The sequence below is a fragment of the Streptomyces sp. NPDC000410 genome (assembly GCF_040300305.1).
Classification (GTDB): Bacteria; Actinomycetota; Actinomycetes; order Streptomycetales; family Streptomycetaceae; genus Streptomyces.
In genome coordinates, this window is the sequence record NZ_JBEPDM010000002.1 from 169967 (window position 1) to 188716 (window position 18750).

14 protein-coding genes are annotated in these 18750 nt (G+C 71.9%); 1 reads left to right on the top strand and 13 read right to left on the bottom strand.

Going from position 1 to position 18750, the window contains the following annotated elements; translation table 11 throughout:
- Nucleotides 1-52 precede the first annotated feature (52 nt).
- From ABT342_RS04195 to ABT342_RS04255, 13 genes are all read right to left on the bottom strand, one after another.
- Complete coding sequence (locus ABT342_RS04195; RefSeq protein ID WP_351566721.1) at nt 53-1411, bottom strand: vWA domain-containing protein; 1359 nt, start codon at nt 1409-1411, stop codon at nt 53-55.
- Nucleotides 1412-1473: 62 nt separating this feature from the next.
- Nucleotides 1474-2799: a PP2C family protein-serine/threonine phosphatase gene (locus ABT342_RS04200; RefSeq protein WP_351566724.1), complete on the bottom strand. Its 1326-nt coding sequence runs from the start codon at nt 2797-2799 to the stop codon at nt 1474-1476.
- Between the two features lie 3 nt (nt 2800-2802).
- Nucleotides 2803-5727 carry a tetratricopeptide repeat protein gene (locus tag ABT342_RS04205; RefSeq protein WP_351567291.1) on the bottom strand — a complete coding sequence of 975 codons (2925 nt, stop codon included), beginning with the start codon at nt 5725-5727 and terminating at the stop codon, nt 2803-2805.
- A gap of 94 nt (nt 5728-5821) precedes the next feature.
- A complete protein-coding gene (locus ABT342_RS04210; protein ID WP_351567294.1) occupies nt 5822-7108 on the bottom strand; it encodes a coiled-coil domain-containing protein in 1287 nt (428 codons plus the stop codon).
- 104 nt (nt 7109-7212) lie between these two features.
- Nucleotides 7213-8169 (bottom strand): glutamate ABC transporter substrate-binding protein, encoded by a 957-nt coding sequence (locus tag ABT342_RS04215; protein ID WP_351567297.1) that lies wholly within the window; start codon nt 8167-8169, stop codon nt 7213-7215.
- A 185-nt stretch (nt 8170-8354) separates the two neighbouring features.
- Nucleotides 8355-9737 (bottom strand): GlnX family signal transduction membrane protein, encoded by a 1383-nt coding sequence (locus ABT342_RS04220; RefSeq protein WP_502965465.1) that lies wholly within the window; start codon nt 9735-9737, stop codon nt 8355-8357.
- 313 nt (nt 9738-10050) lie between these two features.
- On the bottom strand, nt 10051-11040 hold the full coding sequence (locus tag ABT342_RS04225) for an N-acetylglucosamine kinase (protein ID WP_351566730.1): 990 nt from the start codon (nt 11038-11040) through the stop codon (nt 10051-10053).
- The gene (locus ABT342_RS04230) at nt 11031-12296 is read right to left on the bottom strand and encodes a 6-phospho-beta-glucosidase (RefSeq protein ID WP_351566733.1); all 1266 of its coding nucleotides are present in this window, start codon (nt 12294-12296) and stop codon (nt 11031-11033) included. The genes ABT342_RS04225 and ABT342_RS04230 overlap by 10 nt, the downstream gene beginning before the upstream one ends.
- A 7-nt stretch (nt 12297-12303) precedes the next feature.
- Nucleotides 12304-13215 carry a carbohydrate ABC transporter permease gene (locus ABT342_RS04235; RefSeq protein ID WP_351566736.1) on the bottom strand — a complete coding sequence of 304 codons (912 nt, stop codon included), beginning with the start codon at nt 13213-13215 and terminating at the stop codon, nt 12304-12306.
- A gap of 6 nt (nt 13216-13221) precedes the next feature.
- A complete protein-coding gene (locus ABT342_RS04240) occupies nt 13222-14175 on the bottom strand; it encodes a carbohydrate ABC transporter permease (protein WP_351566739.1) in 954 nt (317 codons plus the stop codon).
- Nucleotide 14176: 1 nt separating this feature from the next.
- Nucleotides 14177-15514 carry an extracellular solute-binding protein gene (locus ABT342_RS04245; protein ID WP_351566742.1) on the bottom strand — a complete coding sequence of 446 codons (1338 nt, stop codon included), beginning with the start codon at nt 15512-15514 and terminating at the stop codon, nt 14177-14179.
- A 45-nt stretch (nt 15515-15559) separates the two neighbouring features.
- The gene (locus ABT342_RS04250) at nt 15560-16759 is read right to left on the bottom strand and encodes an ROK family transcriptional regulator (RefSeq protein WP_351566745.1); all 1200 of its coding nucleotides are present in this window, start codon (nt 16757-16759) and stop codon (nt 15560-15562) included.
- Nucleotides 16760-16904: 145 nt separating this feature from the next.
- The gene (locus tag ABT342_RS04255; protein WP_351566748.1) at nt 16905-17960 is read right to left on the bottom strand and encodes a mechanosensitive ion channel family protein; all 1056 of its coding nucleotides are present in this window, start codon (nt 17958-17960) and stop codon (nt 16905-16907) included.
- A 223-nt stretch (nt 17961-18183) separates the two neighbouring features.
- Here ABT342_RS04255 and ABT342_RS04260 point away from each other — a divergent pair, with 223 nt between their 5' ends.
- On the top strand, nt 18184-18720 hold the full coding sequence (locus tag ABT342_RS04260; RefSeq protein ID WP_351566751.1) for an HNH endonuclease: 537 nt from the start codon (nt 18184-18186) through the stop codon (nt 18718-18720).
- Nucleotides 18721-18750: the final 30 nt, after the last annotated feature.

The following is an 18750-nucleotide window of genomic DNA, read 5'->3' on the forward strand; positions in this document are numbered from 1 at the left end:
GGACACGTCCTGCTTGTGGTCTACGTCGGTCTACTTCTGGGCTACTTCTCAGCTACTTCTTGACGCGAACTGTCTTCGTGGAGCGCGTTTCGAGTGTCATCTCGTCCGCCTCCGCGACCTTCGCCTTCAATCGCACAGTACCTGTCGCCACGTCGACGATGTCGACCACCTTCGCAAGCAGTTTCGCAGTGTCCTCGTTTCCCGAGGCCGCCGCCAGCTGCACGGCGCGGCCCAGTTTCGCCGTTGCTCCGTCGAAATCACCCGACTTGCGGGCATCCAGGCCCTGCTGGATGGCCTGGGCCAGCTCGGCCTGCCCCGTGTAGTGCGCGACCTGAGGGTTGATCGAGGTCGACGCCGCCATGTCGTCCGTCCACACCGCCCGCACCAGGCCCTGCGAGAGGGTCTGCGGAGTGCCGCCCGCCGGGTCGGGAATGATCAGCGAGACCCGGGCCGCCAGCATCTCCTGGCCGATGGACGCCTGCGGGACCTGCACACACACGTGGTAGTCGCGGGACTCGTCGCCCCACGAGCCGGTGGGGTAGTCCCCGGCGCGCGGGCCCGCCTGGGTGCGGCGGCCGGTCAGCTCCTCGACGGTCGGCGCCACCTGCTTGACGAACTTGATCTCCACACCGACGGGCGTCCAGAGCCGCAGCGCCACGTCCGCGACCTCCTTGCCCATCGCGTTCTCCATCATCCGCGTGAAGTCCGCGGCGAGATGGGACGGGTCGGCGACGATATCGGCGCTGCCGAGGAGCGCCGAGGCGATACCGGTGACCTCCTTGACCTCCCAGTCGGTGCCGACACCGCGGGCGTCACAGGTGAAGCGGCCCGCGCAGGCGTCCAGGGCGGCCCGCAGGTCCTGCGGCTCCTCATGCTCGTTGCGTCCGTCGGTGAGCAGGATGCCGTGCCGGATGCCGACGTCCGCTGAGTGCAACAGCCGGTCGGCGAGCCCCAGCCAGGTGCCGATCGCGGTGCCACCGCCCGCGCTCAGCCTGCGCAGCGCCTCCTTGGCCTCCGCCCGGGTCGCCGGACCGGCAGTGGCGAGCCGCCCGCCGCCCGGATAGACCTCACTGGCCACGTGCGTACCGGCGACCACCGCGAAGGCCGTGCCGTCGCGCAGGGTGTCGATGGCGGCGGCGGTGGCGTCGCGCGCGTTGCGCATCTTCGTCGGCGGGTAGTCCATCGAGCCCGAACAGTCGACCATCAGCACCACCGCGGCGTCGGCGCGCTGCCCCGGGACGGCCGAGGGAGAGGCGGACGCCGCCGTGAGCGGGACCCCGCCGCTGGTGCCACCGCCGGTGGAGGTGACCGTCACGATCGCGTTCACATCGCGCCCGCCCTCGGGCAGGAACTCGTTCTGGTACACGTCGACGGAGAATTGGGGCACGTTCGACTTCGAGAAGTTCGCCATCCTGGGGGCTCCTTGCCTCCACGGAACAGATAGATAACAGGCAGAAAGACCAAAGGCCTTGTTCAGGCCGATCCTGCCCCTTGCTGCGGCACGGCGAACGGCAGCACGGCCACTGTTACGTTGTCGTGGCCGCCGCCGTCCAGCGCGTGACCGACCAGCACCTGGGCGGCGCCCAGGGGGCGTCCGGCCGCGTCCCGCGGCAGGACCTGCGCCATCTCGTCCGCGGCCTCCGCGTAGTTCCACAGGCCGTCCGTGCAGACCACGACCACACCGGGGCGGTCGGGCTTGAAAGCGGCGGTGTGCGGCTCCAGTTCGTACGCGTCCGCGCCGAGCCAGCCGGTGATGGCGTGGGCGCGCTCGTCCGCGTACGCCTCGGCCTCGCTCATCAGGCCCGCCGAGACCATCTGCGCCGCCCACGAGTCGTCCTCGGTGAGCCGGGCGGGCGGTCCGTCGCGGTCGTCGGGCACCCAGTAGGCCCGGCTGTCGCCGACCCAGCCCACCACCAGCAGACCGGCCGCGGCGACGGCGCCCACGAGGGTGCACGCCGGTGCGTTCTGATGGCGGTGCGGGTCGTGCTCCATGGCCCCGGCCGGCTCCGCCGCCAGCGCGTTGACCGCCTCGGCGGCCGCGATGATCGCCTCGTGCATGGCCTGTTGCGGGTGTGTGCCGCGGGGCAGCGACTCCAGCAGCGACTCGTTGGCACAGCGCGCCGCGGTCTCGGACGCCTCGTCGGGCCGGGTCGCCGACGACACGCCGTCGCAGACGATCGCGATCACGGCGGGGGAGCCGTCGGGCAGCGCCGTCGAGGACACCGCGAAGGAGTCCTCGTTACGGTGATGACGCAGGCCCCGGTCGCTGACCGCGGCCACCGCGCCGAGCTCCTGCTCCATGTGGTCGCGCTCGCGGGGCTGGGCATGCCCGCAGTTCTCGCAGTAGCCGTCGGTGTCGACATGGCCGGCGCGGCAGGCGACGCAGAGCTTCGCACCGGCCGGGGGCGCGGCGGCGGGGCTCTGGGCGGTGCGGGGGTCCGGCGTGGCCGGCGCGCAGTCCCCGGACACGTCGGAGGCTCCGGGGGTGACGTCGGTGGCGCGGGCGTCGTGACGGACCGCCGTGGCGGCGGGCGGCGTTGCGGCGACCGACGTCGTGGCGGGCGGCGGGCCCCCCGGGGCCGTGCCCGCCACCGCGGACGTGCCGGCACCACCGGCGCCATCCGTAGCGGCCACGGCCTCGCCCCGGCCCACCAGGGTGCCGATCGCGATCGTGGGGTGGTCCTGCGGCGGCTCGGGTACGGCCGAGAGGTCGTACCCGCAGGCGCCGCAGAACAAGTCACCCGACTCCAGAGGCTCCTCGCAGCTGGGGCACGCGGAGAGCTGGTGCATCCGGTCCATCACTCACACCCACGTCCGGGGGCGGAAACGGTTTGCCCGCTCCACCAGTTCGATGCGCTCCTCGCCCTCCTGGGCGAGCCGGGCGAGCACCCGGAACGAGCGTTCAAGACCGAAGCGCAGGCCACGCTCGTCCAGTTCGCTGCCGAGCAGGACAGTCGCGGCGGGCCGCGCTCCGGGGCTACCGGAGAGTATCCAGTCCAGTGCCGTACCCAGCACCTCGGTGGACAGCCGCTCACGGTGGACCGCGTCCAGGCCGAACCCGCGCAGCGCCTCCACCTGGCCGGCGGCAGCGGTCAGATCGTCGATCAGGGGCTCGTGCGCGGCGCGCCTGCGCAGCCTCGCCCGGACCGCGGCGATGCGCGCCGCGGTGTAGTGGATCGACGCCTCGGGCACGGACTCCAGCGTTCGTACGGCTCCGACCCGGTCCCCGGCCGCGAGCTGCACCCGGGCCAGGCCGAACGCGGCGCTCACATAGCTCGGGTCCGTCGCCCACACGAGGCGGTAGTACTCCGCCGCGTTGTCCAACTGGCGCAGCACCTCGGCGCACACACCGAGCGCCAGCTTCGGCGCGGGCTCGCCGGGGAAGGCGTCGTAGATCGCGTCGAAGGACAGCGCGGCCGTCTCGTTGTCGCCGGTCGCGAGGGAGGCGATGCCGCGGTACCAGACGACCCGCCAGTCGTCCGGGTACTGGGTCTCGAGATGGGCCAGCGCGGTGGTCGCCGCGAGGAGATCGCCCATCTCCAGGCGGGCGCGCAGCTCGCGCAGGCGCAGCTCCACGGAGGTGGCGGGCGCGGTGTGCAGCGCGGCGATCAGCTCGGTGGGGGCGGACGCCATGAGGCCCGTCAGGAACCCGGCGTTCCGATCGTTCGGATCGACCCGGGGCACCGGCAGCGCGAGCGCGGTCGCACGCGCGTCGAGCCCGGCGAGCTCCGGCGCCACCGCCACCTCGGCCTGCGCGTATGCCCCGGTGGCGGCACCGCCCGGGTACGCGGCTGCGCCACCGAAGCTGCCGACGACCACGTTCTGCCCGGCGCCGACGCTGCCCGCGGGCAGCGAACCCGCTCCCGGGTGCCCGGCGGCCGGATGGCCGAAGCCGCCCGCGGCGCCGGAGGCGGTGCCGGGCACGGCCCCCGCGACCCCGGGGCCCGGGTACGACCCGGGCGGCGAGCCCGCGGCAGGGCCGCCGGGCACGGCGACCGGTGCGGTGGCGGGGCCGGACGGGCCGACGGGGCGGCGGCGGAGGGCGGCCCTGCGGGGCGGGGTCCGCGTGCCCAGGGCCGAGACCTCGCCGTCGAGTTCGGCGAACAGCTCCGTGTCCGTGACCCGAAGCTCGGGGCCGAACTGGGTCGACAGCGCGGGCCGGGGCCGGCCCGTCTGGAGCGCCACGACCTCGCGGAGGACACCCGTCAGCTGGTCCGCCATCTCCTCGGCCGAGGCGAACCGGCGGGCCGGGTCCGGGTCCGTCGCGCGGACGAGGAAGCGGTAGAAGGACTCGTACGTGCGGAACACGTCGATGTTGTCCGGATCGGGCAGGGAGTCCACGAACACGTTCGTGTAGCCCTGGAAGTCGAACGTCAGGACCGCCAGCGTGCGCGCCACCGTGTACAGATCGGAGGCGACCGACGGGCCCACCTCCGCGACCTCAGGCGCCTGGTAGCCCACCGTGCCGTAGATCGCCGACTCTTCGTCGTCCATCCTGCGCACCGCGCCCATGTCGATGAGCTTGAGCTGGTCCTCGGACTGGATCGCGTTGTCGACCTTGAAGTCGCAGTACAGCAGGTTGCGGCTGTGCAGATGGCCGAGCGCCCCCAGGGCCTCGATGCCGTACGCGCAGGCCTGCTCGACCGGCAGCGGGTCGCGCTTCCCGTCCAGCGCGCGCCGCTCGTTGGCGATCTCCTTGAGGGACTTGCCGCCGACGTACTCCATCACGATGTACCCGTCCAGCGATCCGGTGCGCTGGTCGAGGTGTTCGACGAAGTTGTAGATGCGGACGATGTTGGAGTGCTCGATCTCCGCGAGGAAGCGGCGTTCCGAGATCGCGGCGGCCATGGCGTCCTGGTCGCCGGTGTCGAGCAGGCCCTTGAGGACGACCCAGCGGTCGGACACGGCCCGGTCGACGGCGAGGTAGATCCACCCCAGGCCGCCGTGTGCCAGGCAGCCGACGACCTCGTACTGCCCGTGCACGATGTCGCCCGGTCGCAGCTTGGGCACGAACGAGTACGGGTGGCCGCACTTGGTGCAGAAGCCCTCGGTACGGCCCGGACGCTCGCCGCGGGCCCGCCCCACCGGCGCCCCGCAGTCGCTGCGGCTGCAGAACCGCTTCCGCTCGGGGACCTCGGGGTTCTCCATCACCGCGGAACGGGGGTCGGGGCGCGGCACGTCCGGCACCAGGACCAGACCGGCGCCCAGCCGGTTGCGCCCGGAGGAGGAGGCCGTGGAGCCGGAGCTGCGCACCGAGATCGAGCGGCCCGAGGTCGCGCCGGACAGCGAGCGCGACAGCCGGCCGGAGACCGACCGCCGGGACGTCGAGGACCGTGACGAGCGCGAGGAGGACCGGGACGAGGCCCGTGAACTGCTCCGCGAGGAGCTGCCGTTGGTTCCACGGCCGCCGCCCGCGACCCCGGTGGGCGGTGACGACAGCGCGCCGTTCACCGAGACGACCGGGGCGAGCCCGCAGGTGTCGCAGTACAGCTCGCCGCCGCCGACGTCCTCGTACGACCCCTCGCAGCCGGGTCGCTGGCAGGCGGGCAGGGCGGACCCACCTCCAAGGGCGGACCCACCTCCAACGGCAGCCCCAACCACCACGGCGGACCCGCCCGCGCCGCTCCCCGAGGTCTCGGGGGCGAGCCCGCAGGTGTCGCAGTACAGCTGTCCGCCGCCGACGTCCTCGTACGACCCCTCACAGCCGGGGCGCACGCACACGGTCATGGCACTCACGCTGCCCCCTCCTCGATTCCCCGCCCGATCGGCGGACGTACGCTCTTCGTTCTCCTCCGGGGCCCGGTGGCCTCGCGCGCGCCGCTCACGAATCCCCCCGCCCGGCCGTACCGTCCCGGGGACCCGACTGCCTTGGGACCAGGACCTCCGCCGCGGCCTGCTGGTACCGCAGCACCGCCTGCTCGGCGACGCGCAGATCGCACGGCGCGCTCCACAGCATCCGGCGGGCCGCGTCGTACCGCTCGATCAGGAACGGGTCCTCCGCCATCCCGTGCCGGGCGACCTTCGCCTTGTACGCGTCGAGGCGGCCGCGCAGCTCCGCGCGGACCGCGAGCGGCGCCGTCACGGCCGTCAGCGACTCCCGTGCCCGCAGCAGTTCGTCCTCGGCCTCCCGCTCCAGGGACTCCAGCAGCGGCGAGAGCCGGTGCCACTGGGCGTGCCGCCGGTACTCGGCGGCGGTGGCGAGCCGTTCCTGAAGGACCGTCGGAGGGCCGCTGACCGCCGGGACCTCGGACGCGGCGATCTTCGCCAGCACCTCGCCGCGGGCCGCCCGGGCCTCGGTGAGGGTGCGGTCCGCGCGGGAGAGCACGTCCCGCAGTCGGACCAGCCGCTCCTCCGAGTCCTGCCGCACCGCGAGGACCGCCTCGATCTCGCGGCGGATGTCCTCGAGCGCGCGGGCCGCCCGGTCGTACCGCTCGGTGTCGGGGCGGCCCCCGCCGGGGGCGGAACTCAGGCCCGCGGGCGTCCAGAACGCGAGCGGGTCCGACACGACCTGGGAGCGCAGCGTGACCAGCTCGTGGGTGATCGACTCCAGGTCGTCGCCCGCCGGATGCTCACCCGGCCGCACGCCCACCGAGTGGGCCAGCGAGCGGGTGCGCTGCAACTCGGCGGAGAGCAGATCGATCCGGGCGGGCAGCGCGGACCAGACGGAGTCGGCGGCCACGACCATGTCGAGCGAGCGCGCGTACAGCTGGTTCATGCGGCCCACCAGGGCCTCCAGCGTGAACCGCTCGGAGAGCTTGGCCGGTCCGGTGAGCGACGGCTCCGGGTGCGCGGCGGAACCCGCGACGGTGACACTGGCGCCGCGCAGCCGTTCGGTCAGCTCCACGAGGTCGTCGCGGTTCGGCCAGCGGCGCCGGGCCCTGAGCTCGCTCGCCGAACGCAGCGCCGCCGTGTACGCGTCGAAGTAGCCCCACAGCAGGGTGATCGCCTGCTCGGTGGAGGCCCAGCGGTCCTTGGTGACACCCGTCAGCTCCGCGCCCTCCAGGAGCCGGCGGCCCGCGTGGTCCTGCAGGGCGAGGAGCGAGGTCTCGATCGCCTCGTGCTCCTCTCCGAGCCGCGCCAGCGCACGGTCCACCTCGTCCCGGTCCATTACCGGCCCGGGGGGTCCCGCGACGCTCATCGATCACCTCTCCGCTCGTGCTCTCGGCTCCGCTGCCCGGCGCATGGCACGGAGGCCATGGCGTCGGGGCGGAATCAGCTCTTCAGGTACTTCGGCGCCGGCGGCTTGGTCATGCCGGGCAGGTCAGCCTGCAGCCATTTCTTGTACGCCGTCAGCCACGGGCCCTGGCGGTAGCTTTCCAGCACCTTGTTGACCCGGCGCACGAGATCGTCCTTGCCCAGTTTGGCGGCCACGCCGTAGTACTCGGTGGTGAAAGGCTTCCCGCCTTTCAGTTCGACGGCCGGGTCCTGCGCCGCCTGACCGGCGGCGAGGGCCGCGTCCGTCACCACCGCGTCGACCTCGCCGAGCTGGAGCCGGACGAGACAGTCCAGCTGGTTGGGGACGGTCAGCTGGTCCCTGTCGCCCGGGCCGTTGTCGTCCTCGTCCTCGAAGACCGCGCCGAACGACTGGTTCTTCAGTGCCTCGAAGGCGGTTGAGCCCTCGGCCGTGCAGACCCGCTTGCCCGCGAGGGACTTGTCATAGCCGGTGATCGTGGATTCCTTGGGGGCGAGCACCTGCTGCCCGGTCTGGAAGTACGCGGTGGAGAACGCGACCTGCTTGATCCGGGCGCAGTTGATCGTCATCGTGCGGACGACGAGGTCGACCTTGCCGTTGTCGAGTGCCGGGATCCGCTGGTTGGTGGGGATGGCGCGGAAGATGACGGCGTCGGGGCTGCCGAGGATGTCGGCGGCGATGGCGCGGGCCAGATCGATGTCGAAGCCCTGCAGGTCCTCCTGCTTGCCGTCGTTGGTGCGGTATCCCCACCGGTAGCTGTTCTGGTCGACGCCGACGACCAGCTTGCCGCGCCGCTTGATGTCCGCGATCGCCGGTCCGTCCACGGCGGACGGCAGCAGTGACGCCTCCGGGTCCGTGCAGGTGTCGGCCTTCGTGGGCGCCTGGGCGGCCGAGCCCGCCACCTTGCCGGTGACCGCGCCGCCGTGCGAGAGCGGCAGCAGGGTGAGCGCGGCCGTCAGGGCGCACGCCGCCGCCATCGCGGCGACACCACCCCAGCCGCGGAGCCCGCGCCCGGCCCGGCCCGTCCGGACCCGCCGCGCCGAGGCCGCGTCCGGCGTCACGTCCGCGGCCAGGACCGGGTCCGTGTCCCCGGCCGCCGCGGCCGTCCCCTTCGGCTTCTCCGGCATCGCGCCGGACACCCCGCTCCTCATCGCTCCCCCTCTCACCGGTACTCCGACAGCCTGCGGCCGATGCCCAGAACCGCGCTCGCCGCGCCGAGCACGGCCAGCACCGCCGTGCCGACCGGCAGACCGGTCAGGGCGGCCCTGCCGTCGCCCGCGAACTTCGTGAACTCGCCCTGCTCGTGGGTGAGCGCCTTGTCCAGCGCCTCGTCCACCCGGTCGAAGGACTCGCCCGTGGAGCCCTTCCCGCCGATCACCTTCATGACGGCCTCGTCGTAGTCACCGGCCCTGTCGGTGTCGGCGGCGGACTTGTGCCGGGTCTTCCACTCGGAGACCGCGGAGACGGCGGACGCGACCGGGATGCTCCCCGGGTCGTCCCCGGCGAGCTCCTGGGCCTCGCCGAGAGCCGTGGTCAGCCGGTCCATGCCCGCCGCGTAGTCCGTCTCGTACTTGTCGCCCTTGCCGTCCGGGGTGAGCACGGCGCCGCGCGCGACCAGGGTCAGGTTCTCGTTGGCGCGGGCCTTCAGCGAGTTGATCCGGGCCTCGTTGAGGACCCTGAGGGAGGCCTGGCCGCGCGTCTGCGCGTCGTCCAGCCCGGCCCTGGCGACCGTGTGGCCGACCGCCAGCCACAGCAGGACCACCGTCGACGCGGCCGTGGCCGCGAGCAGGCCCTGGTTGAACATCCGGTTCGTCCGGTGGTAGTCCCGGCGCTGCGCCCACACCAGGCCGCCGAGCGCCACCACACCGATGGCCAGGGACAGGAACGGCCACAGCTGGGCGTCCTCCTGGTCCGCGTCGAGGCGGGCCGTCTCCGCGTCGTACAGCTGCTGGGCGGCCGGGAGCAGCTCGGTGGTCATCTGCTGGTTCGCGTACCGCAGATAGGCGCCGCCCAGGGGCAGGCCCTGGCGGTTGTTGGCGCGGGCCCGCTCGATCAGGCCCGTATAGCGGGGGAGCTGCTCGTTGAGCGCGGCTATGGAGCGGCCCGAATCGGACGAGACGTCCGTGGTGGCCGCGGCCTTGACCAGCAGCCGGGAGGCGTTGGCGATGTCCTTGCGGTAGCGCTCCCGGGCCTCGGCCGGCTCCTCGGCGCCCGCCAGGAAGCCGCTTGCCGCGGCCGTGTCGGCGTCGGCCAGCGAGCGGTAGATGCTCGCGGCGTCGGCGCTCAGCGGCTGGCTGCGGCTGACCACGTCGTCGGCGGCGGACGCCCGGTCGGAGACCTCGAACGCGGTCACCGCGCCGAACGCCACGACGAGAGCGGCCAGGACGGCCCCGATGACGCGCAGCCGGCCCGGCTCCGTCGTCGCCGCTGCCCGCAGCCGCGCCGATGTCTCGGCCCAGGCGCTGCGCCGGGCGGGCGATGTGGGCGCGGGCGGGGACGCCGACTGGTCCCCGGACGGCCGCGGCTGCCCGGGAACCCGCGCCATCGGCGGCGCGGGCGGCGGTCCTGCCGCGTTCGGCGTGTGTGTCACCAGACCTCCCCCTCGGTCACTGACGGCGTCCCGACCCCGCGGGACGGGGGACGGCGGCCCGGCCAGTATGGCCGCAGGGGAGGATACCCACACCCAGGATTGACTGGATCTTGAGCTATCTCGTCCGTCGCGTCAACGCCGCCAACTCCACGCCGTCCACGCCGTCATCGCCGCCAACCCCGCCTTCGGCCCCACGCCCACGTCCTGCCGCCTGCCCCGAGTCCCACCTTGTATACGCCGCCCGCGCCCGATCGGTTCCCATTCCGGGTCAAGAACCCTCGTAGTGCGCCCGCAGCCGCGCCCGGACCTCCGCCGCCGCACCGAGCCGGTCCACGCCCAGCAGCGCCGCGCCGAGCACCGGCGGGGACGTCACCACGCGCACCGACGCCTTCGGCGCCCGGACCGCCAGCAGTTCGGCGATGCGGGCGTCGAGCCGCGGATGACGGGCGGCCAGGACGCTGCCGCCGAGCACCACCGGCACTTCCTCACCGAGCAGCCCGAGCCGGCCCAACGCGACCGTGGACATGGCGACGACCTCGTCCGCGAGCCGGTCGACGACCGCACGGGCCACCGGGTCACCGCCCGCGCCGGTCGCGAACAGCACCGGGGTCAGCTCGTGTTTGCGCCCGGCGTCGATGTGGCCCAGGTGCAGCGCCTCGATCAGCGCGTACATCGTCGGCAGGCCGAAGTGCCCCGGCAAGGTGCGGGCCAGCTCCGTCGGATCGCCGCGCCCGTCCTCCGCCCGCGCCGCGAACCACAGCGCCTCGTCGGCGAGTGCGGCGCCGCCGCCCCAGTCCCCGGAGATCTTGCCGATCGCCGGGAAGCGGGCGGTACGGCCGTCCGGCAGCATGCCCACACAGTTGATGCCCGCGCCGCAGACGACGGCCACCCCCCTGGGCTCCTCGACCCCGGCCCGCAGGATCGCGAAGGTGTCGTTGCGGACCTCCACGGTCCGTCCCCAGTCGCGCGCCCGCAGCGCGGCCGTCAGCTCCTGCTCCTCGACCGGCAGATCGGCGTTGGCGAGGCAGGCCGAGACGTGCTCGACGCGGTCGACGGAGTCGCCCCGGTCGGCGGCCCTCGCCAGCGCGTCGCCCACCGTCGCGGCGATCGAGTCGAACGCCGCCTCGATGCCCGTGCACGGCGGCTGGAAGCCGCCGCCGCGCGCGGCGGCGAGCACCGACCCGTCCGTGCCGACCAACGCCACGTCGGTCTTGCTGTTGCCCGCGTCGATGGCGAGTACGGAAGCGGTCACGCCCACGCCAGGTGCTCCCGGTTGTGCGCGACCAGCCGGTCCGTGAGCGCCTCGGCGTACTCGTACTGGCCGATCAGCGGATGGGAGAGCAGCGCCTTGAACACCCGGTCGCGGCCGCCGCGCAGCGCCGCCTCCAGGGCCAGCTCCTCGTACGCCGTGACCTGGGCGATCAGCCCGGCGAACAGCGGGTCGACCTCCCGTACGGCCAGCGGCGTCGCGCCCGCCGGGCCGACGGCGGCCTGCGCCTCGATCACGGCGTCGTCGGGGAGGAACGGCAGCGTCCCGTTGTTGTACGTGTTCACCACCTGGTACGGGCTCCCCCTGCCGCCGAGCAGCGACGCGGCCAGATCGACGGCCGCCTCCGAGTAGAAGGCGCCCCCGCGTTCGGCCAGCAGCTCCGGCTTCTCCGCCAGCGCCGGATCGCCGTACATCTCCAGCAGCCGCTTCTCCATCGCGGCGACCTCGGCGGCCCGCGACGGCTTGGTCCTCAGTTCCCGTACGACCTCGTCGTGCGTGTAGAAGTACCGCAGGTAGTACGACGGTACGACGCCGAGCCGGTCGACGATCTCGCGCGGCAGGCGCAGGTTCCCGGCGATGTCGTCGCCGTGCTCGGCGAGCAGCTTCGGCAGGACGTTCTCGCCCTCCGGGCCGCCGATGCGCACACCCGTCTCCCAGGTGAGGTGGTTGAGCCCCACATGGTCCAGATGGACATGGCCCGGAGCCACGTCCAGCAGCTTCGCGAACCTGCGCTGGAAGCCGATCGCCACGTTGCACAGCCCGACGGCCCTGTGACCGGCCTGGAGCAGCGCGCGGGTCACGATCCCGACCGGGTTGGTGAAGTCGATGATCCAGGCGTCCGGGCTGGTCCGCCGCACCCGTTCGGCGATGTCCAGCACCACCGGCACCGTGCGCAGCGCCTTGGCGAGACCGCCCGCGCCCGTCGTCTCCTGCCCCACACAGCCGCACTCCAGCGGCCAGGTCTCGTCCCGCTCGCGCGCCGCCTGCCCACCGACGCGCAGTTGGAGCAGTACGGCGTCGGCGCCGGCCACGCCCGCGTCCAGGTCCGAGGTGGTCGTGATCGTGCCGGGATGTTCCTGCTTGGCGAAGATCCGCCGGGCCAGTCCGCCGACCAGCTCCAGCCGGTCGGCCGCCGGGTCGACGAGCACCAGCTCGCTCACCGGCAGTGTGTCCCTCAACCGGGCGAAACCGTCGATCAGTTCGGGTGTGTAGGTGGATCCGCCACCCACGACTGCGAGCCTCATGAACACCTCAGCCCTTCACTCCGGTCAGTGTGACGCCTTCGACGAACGCCTTCTGGGCGAAGAAGAAGACGACGATCACGGGGGCCATGACCAGCACGGTCGCGGCCATGGTCAGATTCCAGTCCGTGTGGTGGGAGCCCTTGAACGACTCCAGGCCGTACGAAAGCGTCCAGGCGGCAGGGTTCTCCGAGGCGTAGATCTGCGGCCCGAAGTAGTCGTTCCAGCAGTAGAAGAAGTGGAACAGCGCGGATGCGGCGATGGCCGGCCTGGCCATCGGCAGCACGACCTTGATCATCGTGCGGAACTCGCCACAGCCGTCGATCCTCGCCGCCTCCGTGTACTCGCGGGGGATCGTCAGCAGGAACTGCCGCAGCAGGAAGATCGTGAACGCGTTGCCGAACGCGAACGGGATGATCAGCGGCCAGAGCGTGCCGGCCAGATCCATCTGCCTGGCCCAGAACAGATACATGGGGACGATGACCACCTGCGGCGGAAGCATCATCGCCGCGATCACCAGCATCATCATCACATTGCGGCCGCGGAAGCGGAACTTCGCGAGCGCGTACGCCACCGGGATGCTGCTTGCCACGGCGAGCACGGTACCGAGCCCCGCGTACAGCAGCGTGTTGCGCCACCACGTGAGGAACCCGGACGTGCTCCATACGGTGGCGAAGTTGCCCCACTCCCAGGTGTGCGGCCACAGATCGCGGGTGAGTGCCTGACTGTCGCTCATCACGGCGGTCAGGAACACGAAGACGAAGGGCAGCAGGAAGAAGAGCGCCGCGGCGACGGCGAGCGCGTGGACCGCGATCCACTCCAGGGCAGCCCTGCGCCGCGCCGCCCGCCTGGCCGCGGTGCCGCTCGGCGACGGCGCGGCGGCCATGGCGGCGCGCACCGGGGAAAGTGTCGTGCGAGTCATCGTCGATCAGTCCTCCGCCGCCATGAAGCCGCTGCGCCGGCGCATCAGGAATCCGGTGAAGAGCATGGCCAGTACGAACAGCACCAGCGCCACCACACACGCCGCCCCGGTGTCGAAACGCTGGAAGCCCAGGTTGTGGACCACGTGCGGCACGGTCAGCGTCGACCTGTCCGGATATCCGGGCTCGAACTGCTGCCCGGAGCCGCCGATCACGCCACTGGCGACCTTCGCGGCCACCAGGGGCTCGGTGTAGTACTGCATCGTGGCGATCACTCCGGTGATCACCGCGAACAGCACGATCGGCGCGATGTTGGGCAGGGTGACGTACCGGAAACGGTGCCAGGCGTTCGCGCCGTCCAGTTCGGCGGCCTCGTACTGCTCCTTGGGCACATCGAGCAGCGACGCCATGAAGATGACCATGAGGTCGCCGATGCCCCACAGGGCGAGCAGCGTGAGCGACGGCTTCGACCACGCGGGGCTGCCGAACCAGTCGGGCTCGCCGAGTCCGAGCGCGCCCAGGACGGTGTTGGCCGGTCCCGTGCCCGGGTTGAGCAGGAAGACGAACGACATCGTCGCCGCCACCGGCGGGGCCAGACAGGGCAGGTAGAAGAAGGTCCGGAACAGGCCCCCGCCCGTCCTGACCTTGGTGATCAGCAGGCCGATACCGAGCCCGAAGGCGACCCGGCAGGTGACCATGACCAGCACCAGCCAGAGCATGTTGCGCAGGGCCGGCCAGAAGAAGGGGCTGTCCTGGAAGACGTACGCCCAGTTCTTCAGGCCCACCCAGCGGGGCGGGGTGAACCCGTCGTACTCCATGAACGAGAAGTGGACGGTCGCGATCAGCGGATACGCGAAGAACACACTGAACCCGACCAGCCAGGGCGAGAGGAACCCGAGGGTCCGCAGAGCGCGCTTCGCCCTCAGCCCACTCGACCCACTCGGCACAGGGGCGACGGCCATCTCAGCCGGCCTGCTCGTTGTCCTTGTCGACCTGCGCGTCGTTCTTCCTCAGCAGCGCGTCCAGGTCCTTCGCCGCGCCCTTCTCGTAGGCGATGCCGCTGTCCTGCAACGTCAGCAGGAAGGCGCCGCCGTTGACCGAGGAGGGGGCGTGCGAGCTCCTGGGGTGCTGGGCGATGCCGACGAACGTGCGGTAGAGCGGGTCGGTGCTCAGCTTCGGCGACTTCAGCGCGGCGACGGTCGACGGCACGTTGTGGATGGCGTTGGCGAAGCCGACGACCGCGTCGGTGTCGGTGGAGAGGTACTTCACCAGCTCCCAGGCGGCGTTCTTCCTGGGGCTGTTGCCGGCGATACCGAGGACCGTGCCGGACAGATAGCCCTTGCCGTAGTCGGCGACCCGGTCGTCCGGGACGGGGAAGGGCGCGGCGCCGATCTCGAAGGGCAGCTTGGCGTTCGAGGCCATCCTGCCGCGCCACTCGCCGTCCAGCTGCATGGCGACCTGGCCGGTGTGGAAGGGGTGCTTCGCGCCCCACTCGTCGCCGAACGAGGTGCGGAACTTGTTGAGTTTCCGGTACCCGCCGAGGTCGTCCACGAGCTTCTTCTGCCAGGCGAACATGGCCTTGACCGCCGGGTCCTCGGCGGTGTTCGACTTCCCGCTCCCGTCGAGGTACGTGATCCCGAAACTGCCGCCGTAGTGCTCGACGGTGGTCTCGTAACCCTGGTAGAGCGGCATGAAGCCGAGCCGCTCGAAGCCGTCGCCCTTGGGCTTGGTGAGCTTCTTCACGACCGCGTCGAACTCGGACAGCGTCTTCGGCGGGGCCTTGATCCCGGCCTCCTCGAAGGCCTTCTTGTTGTAGTAGAGGCCGTACGCGTCCCCGAGCAGCGGCACGGTGCACCGGGTGCCGTCGTGCTCCGTGTACTTGGCCATCTGTGGCAGGAAGGTCTTCTCCGGGTCGATCTTCGATTTCTCCAGGAACGGCTTCAGATCGGTGAGTGCCCTGGAGGAGCAGAACCGGCCCACGTTGTCCGTCGTGAAGGACGACACCACGTCCGGCGCGTTCGAACCGCCCGTACGCAGCCCCTGGTTGAGCTTGTCGTCCGAGATGCCCTTGACGAGCTTCACCTTGATGTGGGGGAACTCGGTCTCGAAGGCCTTGACGTTCGCCTCGATCGCCTTGACCTCGCCGGGGTCGCTCCAGCCGTGCCAGAAGGTGAGCGTGGTCCTCGCGTTCGGGTCGTCGTTCGCGCCGGCGTCGTTCGAGCCGGTGCAGGCGGTGGCGAGCAGGGCTGTCGCGGCGGTCACGGCCAGTGCGGCGGCCGTCTTCCTGCGGATTCCGGGCATGGCGGGGTCTCCCTGTGGCGGGTGGTCCTTCGGGAAAGCGGGGGTTCAGCGGAGGGTCGTGTCGAAGACTTCGTCGCGGGTCGAGGCGAGGGCGCTCTCCAGCGCCCCGCGCAGCACGGGCTGCTCGCGTACGTCGCCGATGACGAGCCGGGGCCGGGACGCGGCCAGTTCGGCGAGTTCCGCGTGGACGCGCTCGCGCAGGGGCTCGCCTCCGGCGAGGATCACCTCGCCGGAGAGCACCACGAGCTCCGGGTCGATCACGGCGACCATGGCGGCGATCCCGGTGGCGAGGCCGGTCCCGAACGTGTCGAGCAGGGTGCGCAGCGGCGCCGATTCCTCCGCCGCGGCCCGGGTCAGCAGCTCCGTCGCCACCTCCACGTGGGTGCCGTTCCCGATGCCCGGGATGCCGAGCTCCCGGGCGAGCCTCCGCACCGTCTGCGCACCGGCCAGCTCCTGGAAGCCGCCGCTGTTGGCCTTGGAGACCTGCCGCACCAGCGGCGTACCGGGGACCGGCATGAAGCCCACCTCGCCCGCGCCACCGGTGAAGCCCCGGTGCAGCCGGCCGCCGATGACCAGCGCGGCGCCCAGGCCCTCCTCGTTCCACAGCAGCACGAAGTCCTCGTGCCCGCGGGCGGCGCCGAGCCGCTGCTCGGCCACGGCGACCAGGTTGACGTCGTTCTCGTACTCGACGGGCATCGGCAGCGCGGCGGCCAGCTCGTCGAGCAGCGTGGGCGAGTGCCACCCGGGCAGATGCGCCGCGTACCGCAGCCGCCCGGTGGACGGATCGAAGGCGCCCGGCGTCCCGATGACGAGGCGGTGCACGTCGGCGCGGGTGATTCCGGCCGCCTTCGCCGCCCCGTCGAGCGCCTCGGTCACCTGCCGTACGACGCCGTCGGCGCGCCGGCCGGGCTTCGGCACGACGAACTCCCCGACCGTCGAGCCGGTGATGTCGGCGACGGCGGCACGGATGCGCTGCGGGGTCACGTCGAGCCCCGCGGCGAAGGCGGCGCGCGCGTTGATCGCGTACAGCTGCGCGTTCGGCCCCGGGCGCCCCTCGGTGGTCCCGGTGGCGACGACCAGACCCGCGGCCTCCAGCCGTGCGAGCAGCTGCGAGGCGGTGGGCTTGGACAGCCCGGTCAGCTTGCCGATCCGGGTCCGCGAGAGCGGGCCGTGCTCCAGCAGCAGATCGAGTGCGGCCCGGTCGTTCATGGCGCGGAGTACGCGCGGTGTCCCCGGGGTAGCCATGACGGCCCACCTGCCCTCTCGAGCATTGTTAGGAAAGGTTCCTATCTGATGCCGTGAAAAGTAGGGCCGCGTCAGCTGCCCGTCAATACCCGCAGACAAGAACACCCCCGCGGCACATGCCTGCGGGGGTGTCCGAGGACCGGGGTTACTTCGAGAGACTCGGCGGGGGACTGATCGGGGACGCCGCCATGGACTGCGGCGACGTGTTCGACGCGTACGCCGAGGGGGCCGCCACGCCCGCCGCCGGGTCCTTGACCGGCGGCTCGTCGTCGGCCTGGAGCGGCAGACCGCCCACGATGCGGATGCCCGCCTCGTCGAAGGCGCGCTTGATCCGCCAACGCAGCTCCCGCTCCACGCCCAGCGCCTTGCCCGGCATCGTCTTCGCGGAAACGGACACGGTCATCGAGTCCAGCAGCACCTCGGACAGGCCCAGCACCTCGATGGGGCCCCACAGACGCTCGTTCCAGGGCTCGTCCTTCGACATCGCCGAGGAGGCCTCCTCGATGACCTTGCTGACCCGGTCCAGATCCTCCGTCGGCCGCACGGTCACCGCCACCGACGCGGTCGCCCAGCCCTGGCTCAGGTTGCCGATCCGCTTGACCTCGCCGTTGCGGACGTACCAGATCTCGCCGTTGTCGCCGCGCAACTTGGTCACGCGCAGGCCGACCTCGATCACCTCGCCCGAGGCCACACCCGCGTCGATGCTGTCACCGACGCCGTACTGGTCCTCCAAGATCATGAAGACGCCCGACAGGAAGTCGGTGACCAGGTTCCGCGCACCGAAACCGAGCGCCACACCCGCGACACCGGCCGAGGCCAGCAGCGGGGCCAGATTGATGTTGAGGGCGCCGAGGACCATCAGGCCCGCCGTGCCGAGGATCACGAACGACGCGACCGACCGGAGCACCGACCCGATCGCCTCCGAGCGCTGCCTGCGCCGCTCGGCGTTGACGAGCAGACCGCCCAGGGCCGTGCCCTCCACCGCCTGGGCGCTGCGGTTCATCCGCTCTATCAGCTTGGTGAGCGCACGGCGGATGGCGATCCGCAGCAGCACCGCGATCACCAGGATGAGCAGGATGCGCAGGCCGATGCTGAGCCAGGTGGACCAGTTCTCCTCCACCCAGCCCGCGGCGTTCGTGGCCTTTGCCGCGGCCTCGTCGAAGGTGACGGGCGGAGCGGACGGGTCGGCTGCCAGGGACACGGTGGGTACCTCCAGGACGTACGGCGGTCCAACCACACTAACGGGGCATACCCCGTGCGCCCGGCGTTCCGTTCGAAGGACCTGGAGGTCTGTGGCCGACCGCACACAAAATCCCTCCGGCCCGTTACGGGGACGTAGTGGCGCTTCGACCAGCCAGGAGGAGAGACTGAGAGCAGATCGTCCCGGCGCGAGCCACGCGCCGCCGGCGTACAAGGAGGCATCCGTGCCGCATGTCCTGGTCCTCAACGCGTCGTACGAGCCGCTCGGCGTCGTACCGCTCCGCCGCGCGCTCGTCCTCGTCCTCGAGAACAAGGCCATCTGTCTCGAAGAGTCCGGCGCCTTCATGCACAGCGCGACCCACATCATGCCCGCGCCCAGCGTGGTCAGACTCAAGCGCTTCGTGCGGGTCCCCTACCGGGGGCCCGTTCCACTTACCCGGCGCGCGCTGTTCGCGCGCGACGGGGGCCGCTGCATGTACTGCGGTGGCGTCGCAACCAGCGTCGACCACGTCATTCCGCGCAGCCGGGGCGGTCAGCACGTCTGGGACAACGTGGTGGCCGCGTGCCGCCGCTGCAACCACGTCAAGGCCGACCGGCACCTGATGGAGCTCGGCTGGCGGCTGCGTCACAAGCCCGCTCCGCCCACGGGGCTGGCGTGGCGGATCATCGGCACGGGGCATAGGGATCCGCGCTGGCTGCCGTACTTGCAGCCGTTCGGCGCGGATGACGCGATGGCCCGGATCGACGGCATCTCTGCCTGAGATCCGGGCCTTCGCGTAGGCCCTCCGGGC

Bases quoted from the DNA above. Each gene is read 5' to 3' on its own strand.
- ABT342_RS04205 (WP_351567291.1), bottom strand. From the start codon at position 5,727: ATGACCGTGTGCGTGCGCCCCGGCTGTGAGGGGTCGTACGAGGACGTC.
- ABT342_RS04215 (WP_351567297.1), bottom strand. From the start codon at position 8,169: ATGGCGGCGGCGTGCGCCCTGACGGCCGCGCTCACCCTGCTGCCGCTC.
- ABT342_RS04220 (WP_502965465.1), bottom strand. From the start codon at position 9,737: ATGGCGCGGGTTCCCGGGCAGCCGCGGCCGTCCGGGGACCAGTCGGCG.
- ABT342_RS04235 (WP_351566736.1), bottom strand. From the start codon at position 13,215: ATGACTCGCACGACACTTTCCCCGGTGCGCGCCGCCATGGCCGCCGCG.
- ABT342_RS04240 (WP_351566739.1), bottom strand. From the start codon at position 14,175: ATGGCCGTCGCCCCTGTGCCGAGTGGGTCGAGTGGGCTGAGGGCGAAG.
- ABT342_RS04250 (WP_351566745.1), bottom strand. From the start codon at position 16,759: ATGGCTACCCCGGGGACACCGCGCGTACTCCGCGCCATGAACGACCGG.
- ABT342_RS04210 (WP_351567294.1), bottom strand. From the start codon at position 7,108: ATGGACCGGGACGAGGTGGACCGTGCGCTGGCGCGGCTCGGAGAGGAG.
- ABT342_RS04195 (WP_351566721.1), bottom strand. From the start codon at position 1,411: ATGGCGAACTTCTCGAAGTCGAACGTGCCCCAATTCTCCGTCGACGTG.
- ABT342_RS04245 (WP_351566742.1), bottom strand. From the start codon at position 15,514: ATGCCCGGAATCCGCAGGAAGACGGCCGCCGCACTGGCCGTGACCGCC.
- ABT342_RS04230 (WP_351566733.1), bottom strand. From the start codon at position 12,296: ATGAGGCTCGCAGTCGTGGGTGGCGGATCCACCTACACACCCGAACTG.
- ABT342_RS04200 (WP_351566724.1), bottom strand. From the start codon at position 2,799: ATGGACCGGATGCACCAGCTCTCCGCGTGCCCCAGCTGCGAGGAGCCT.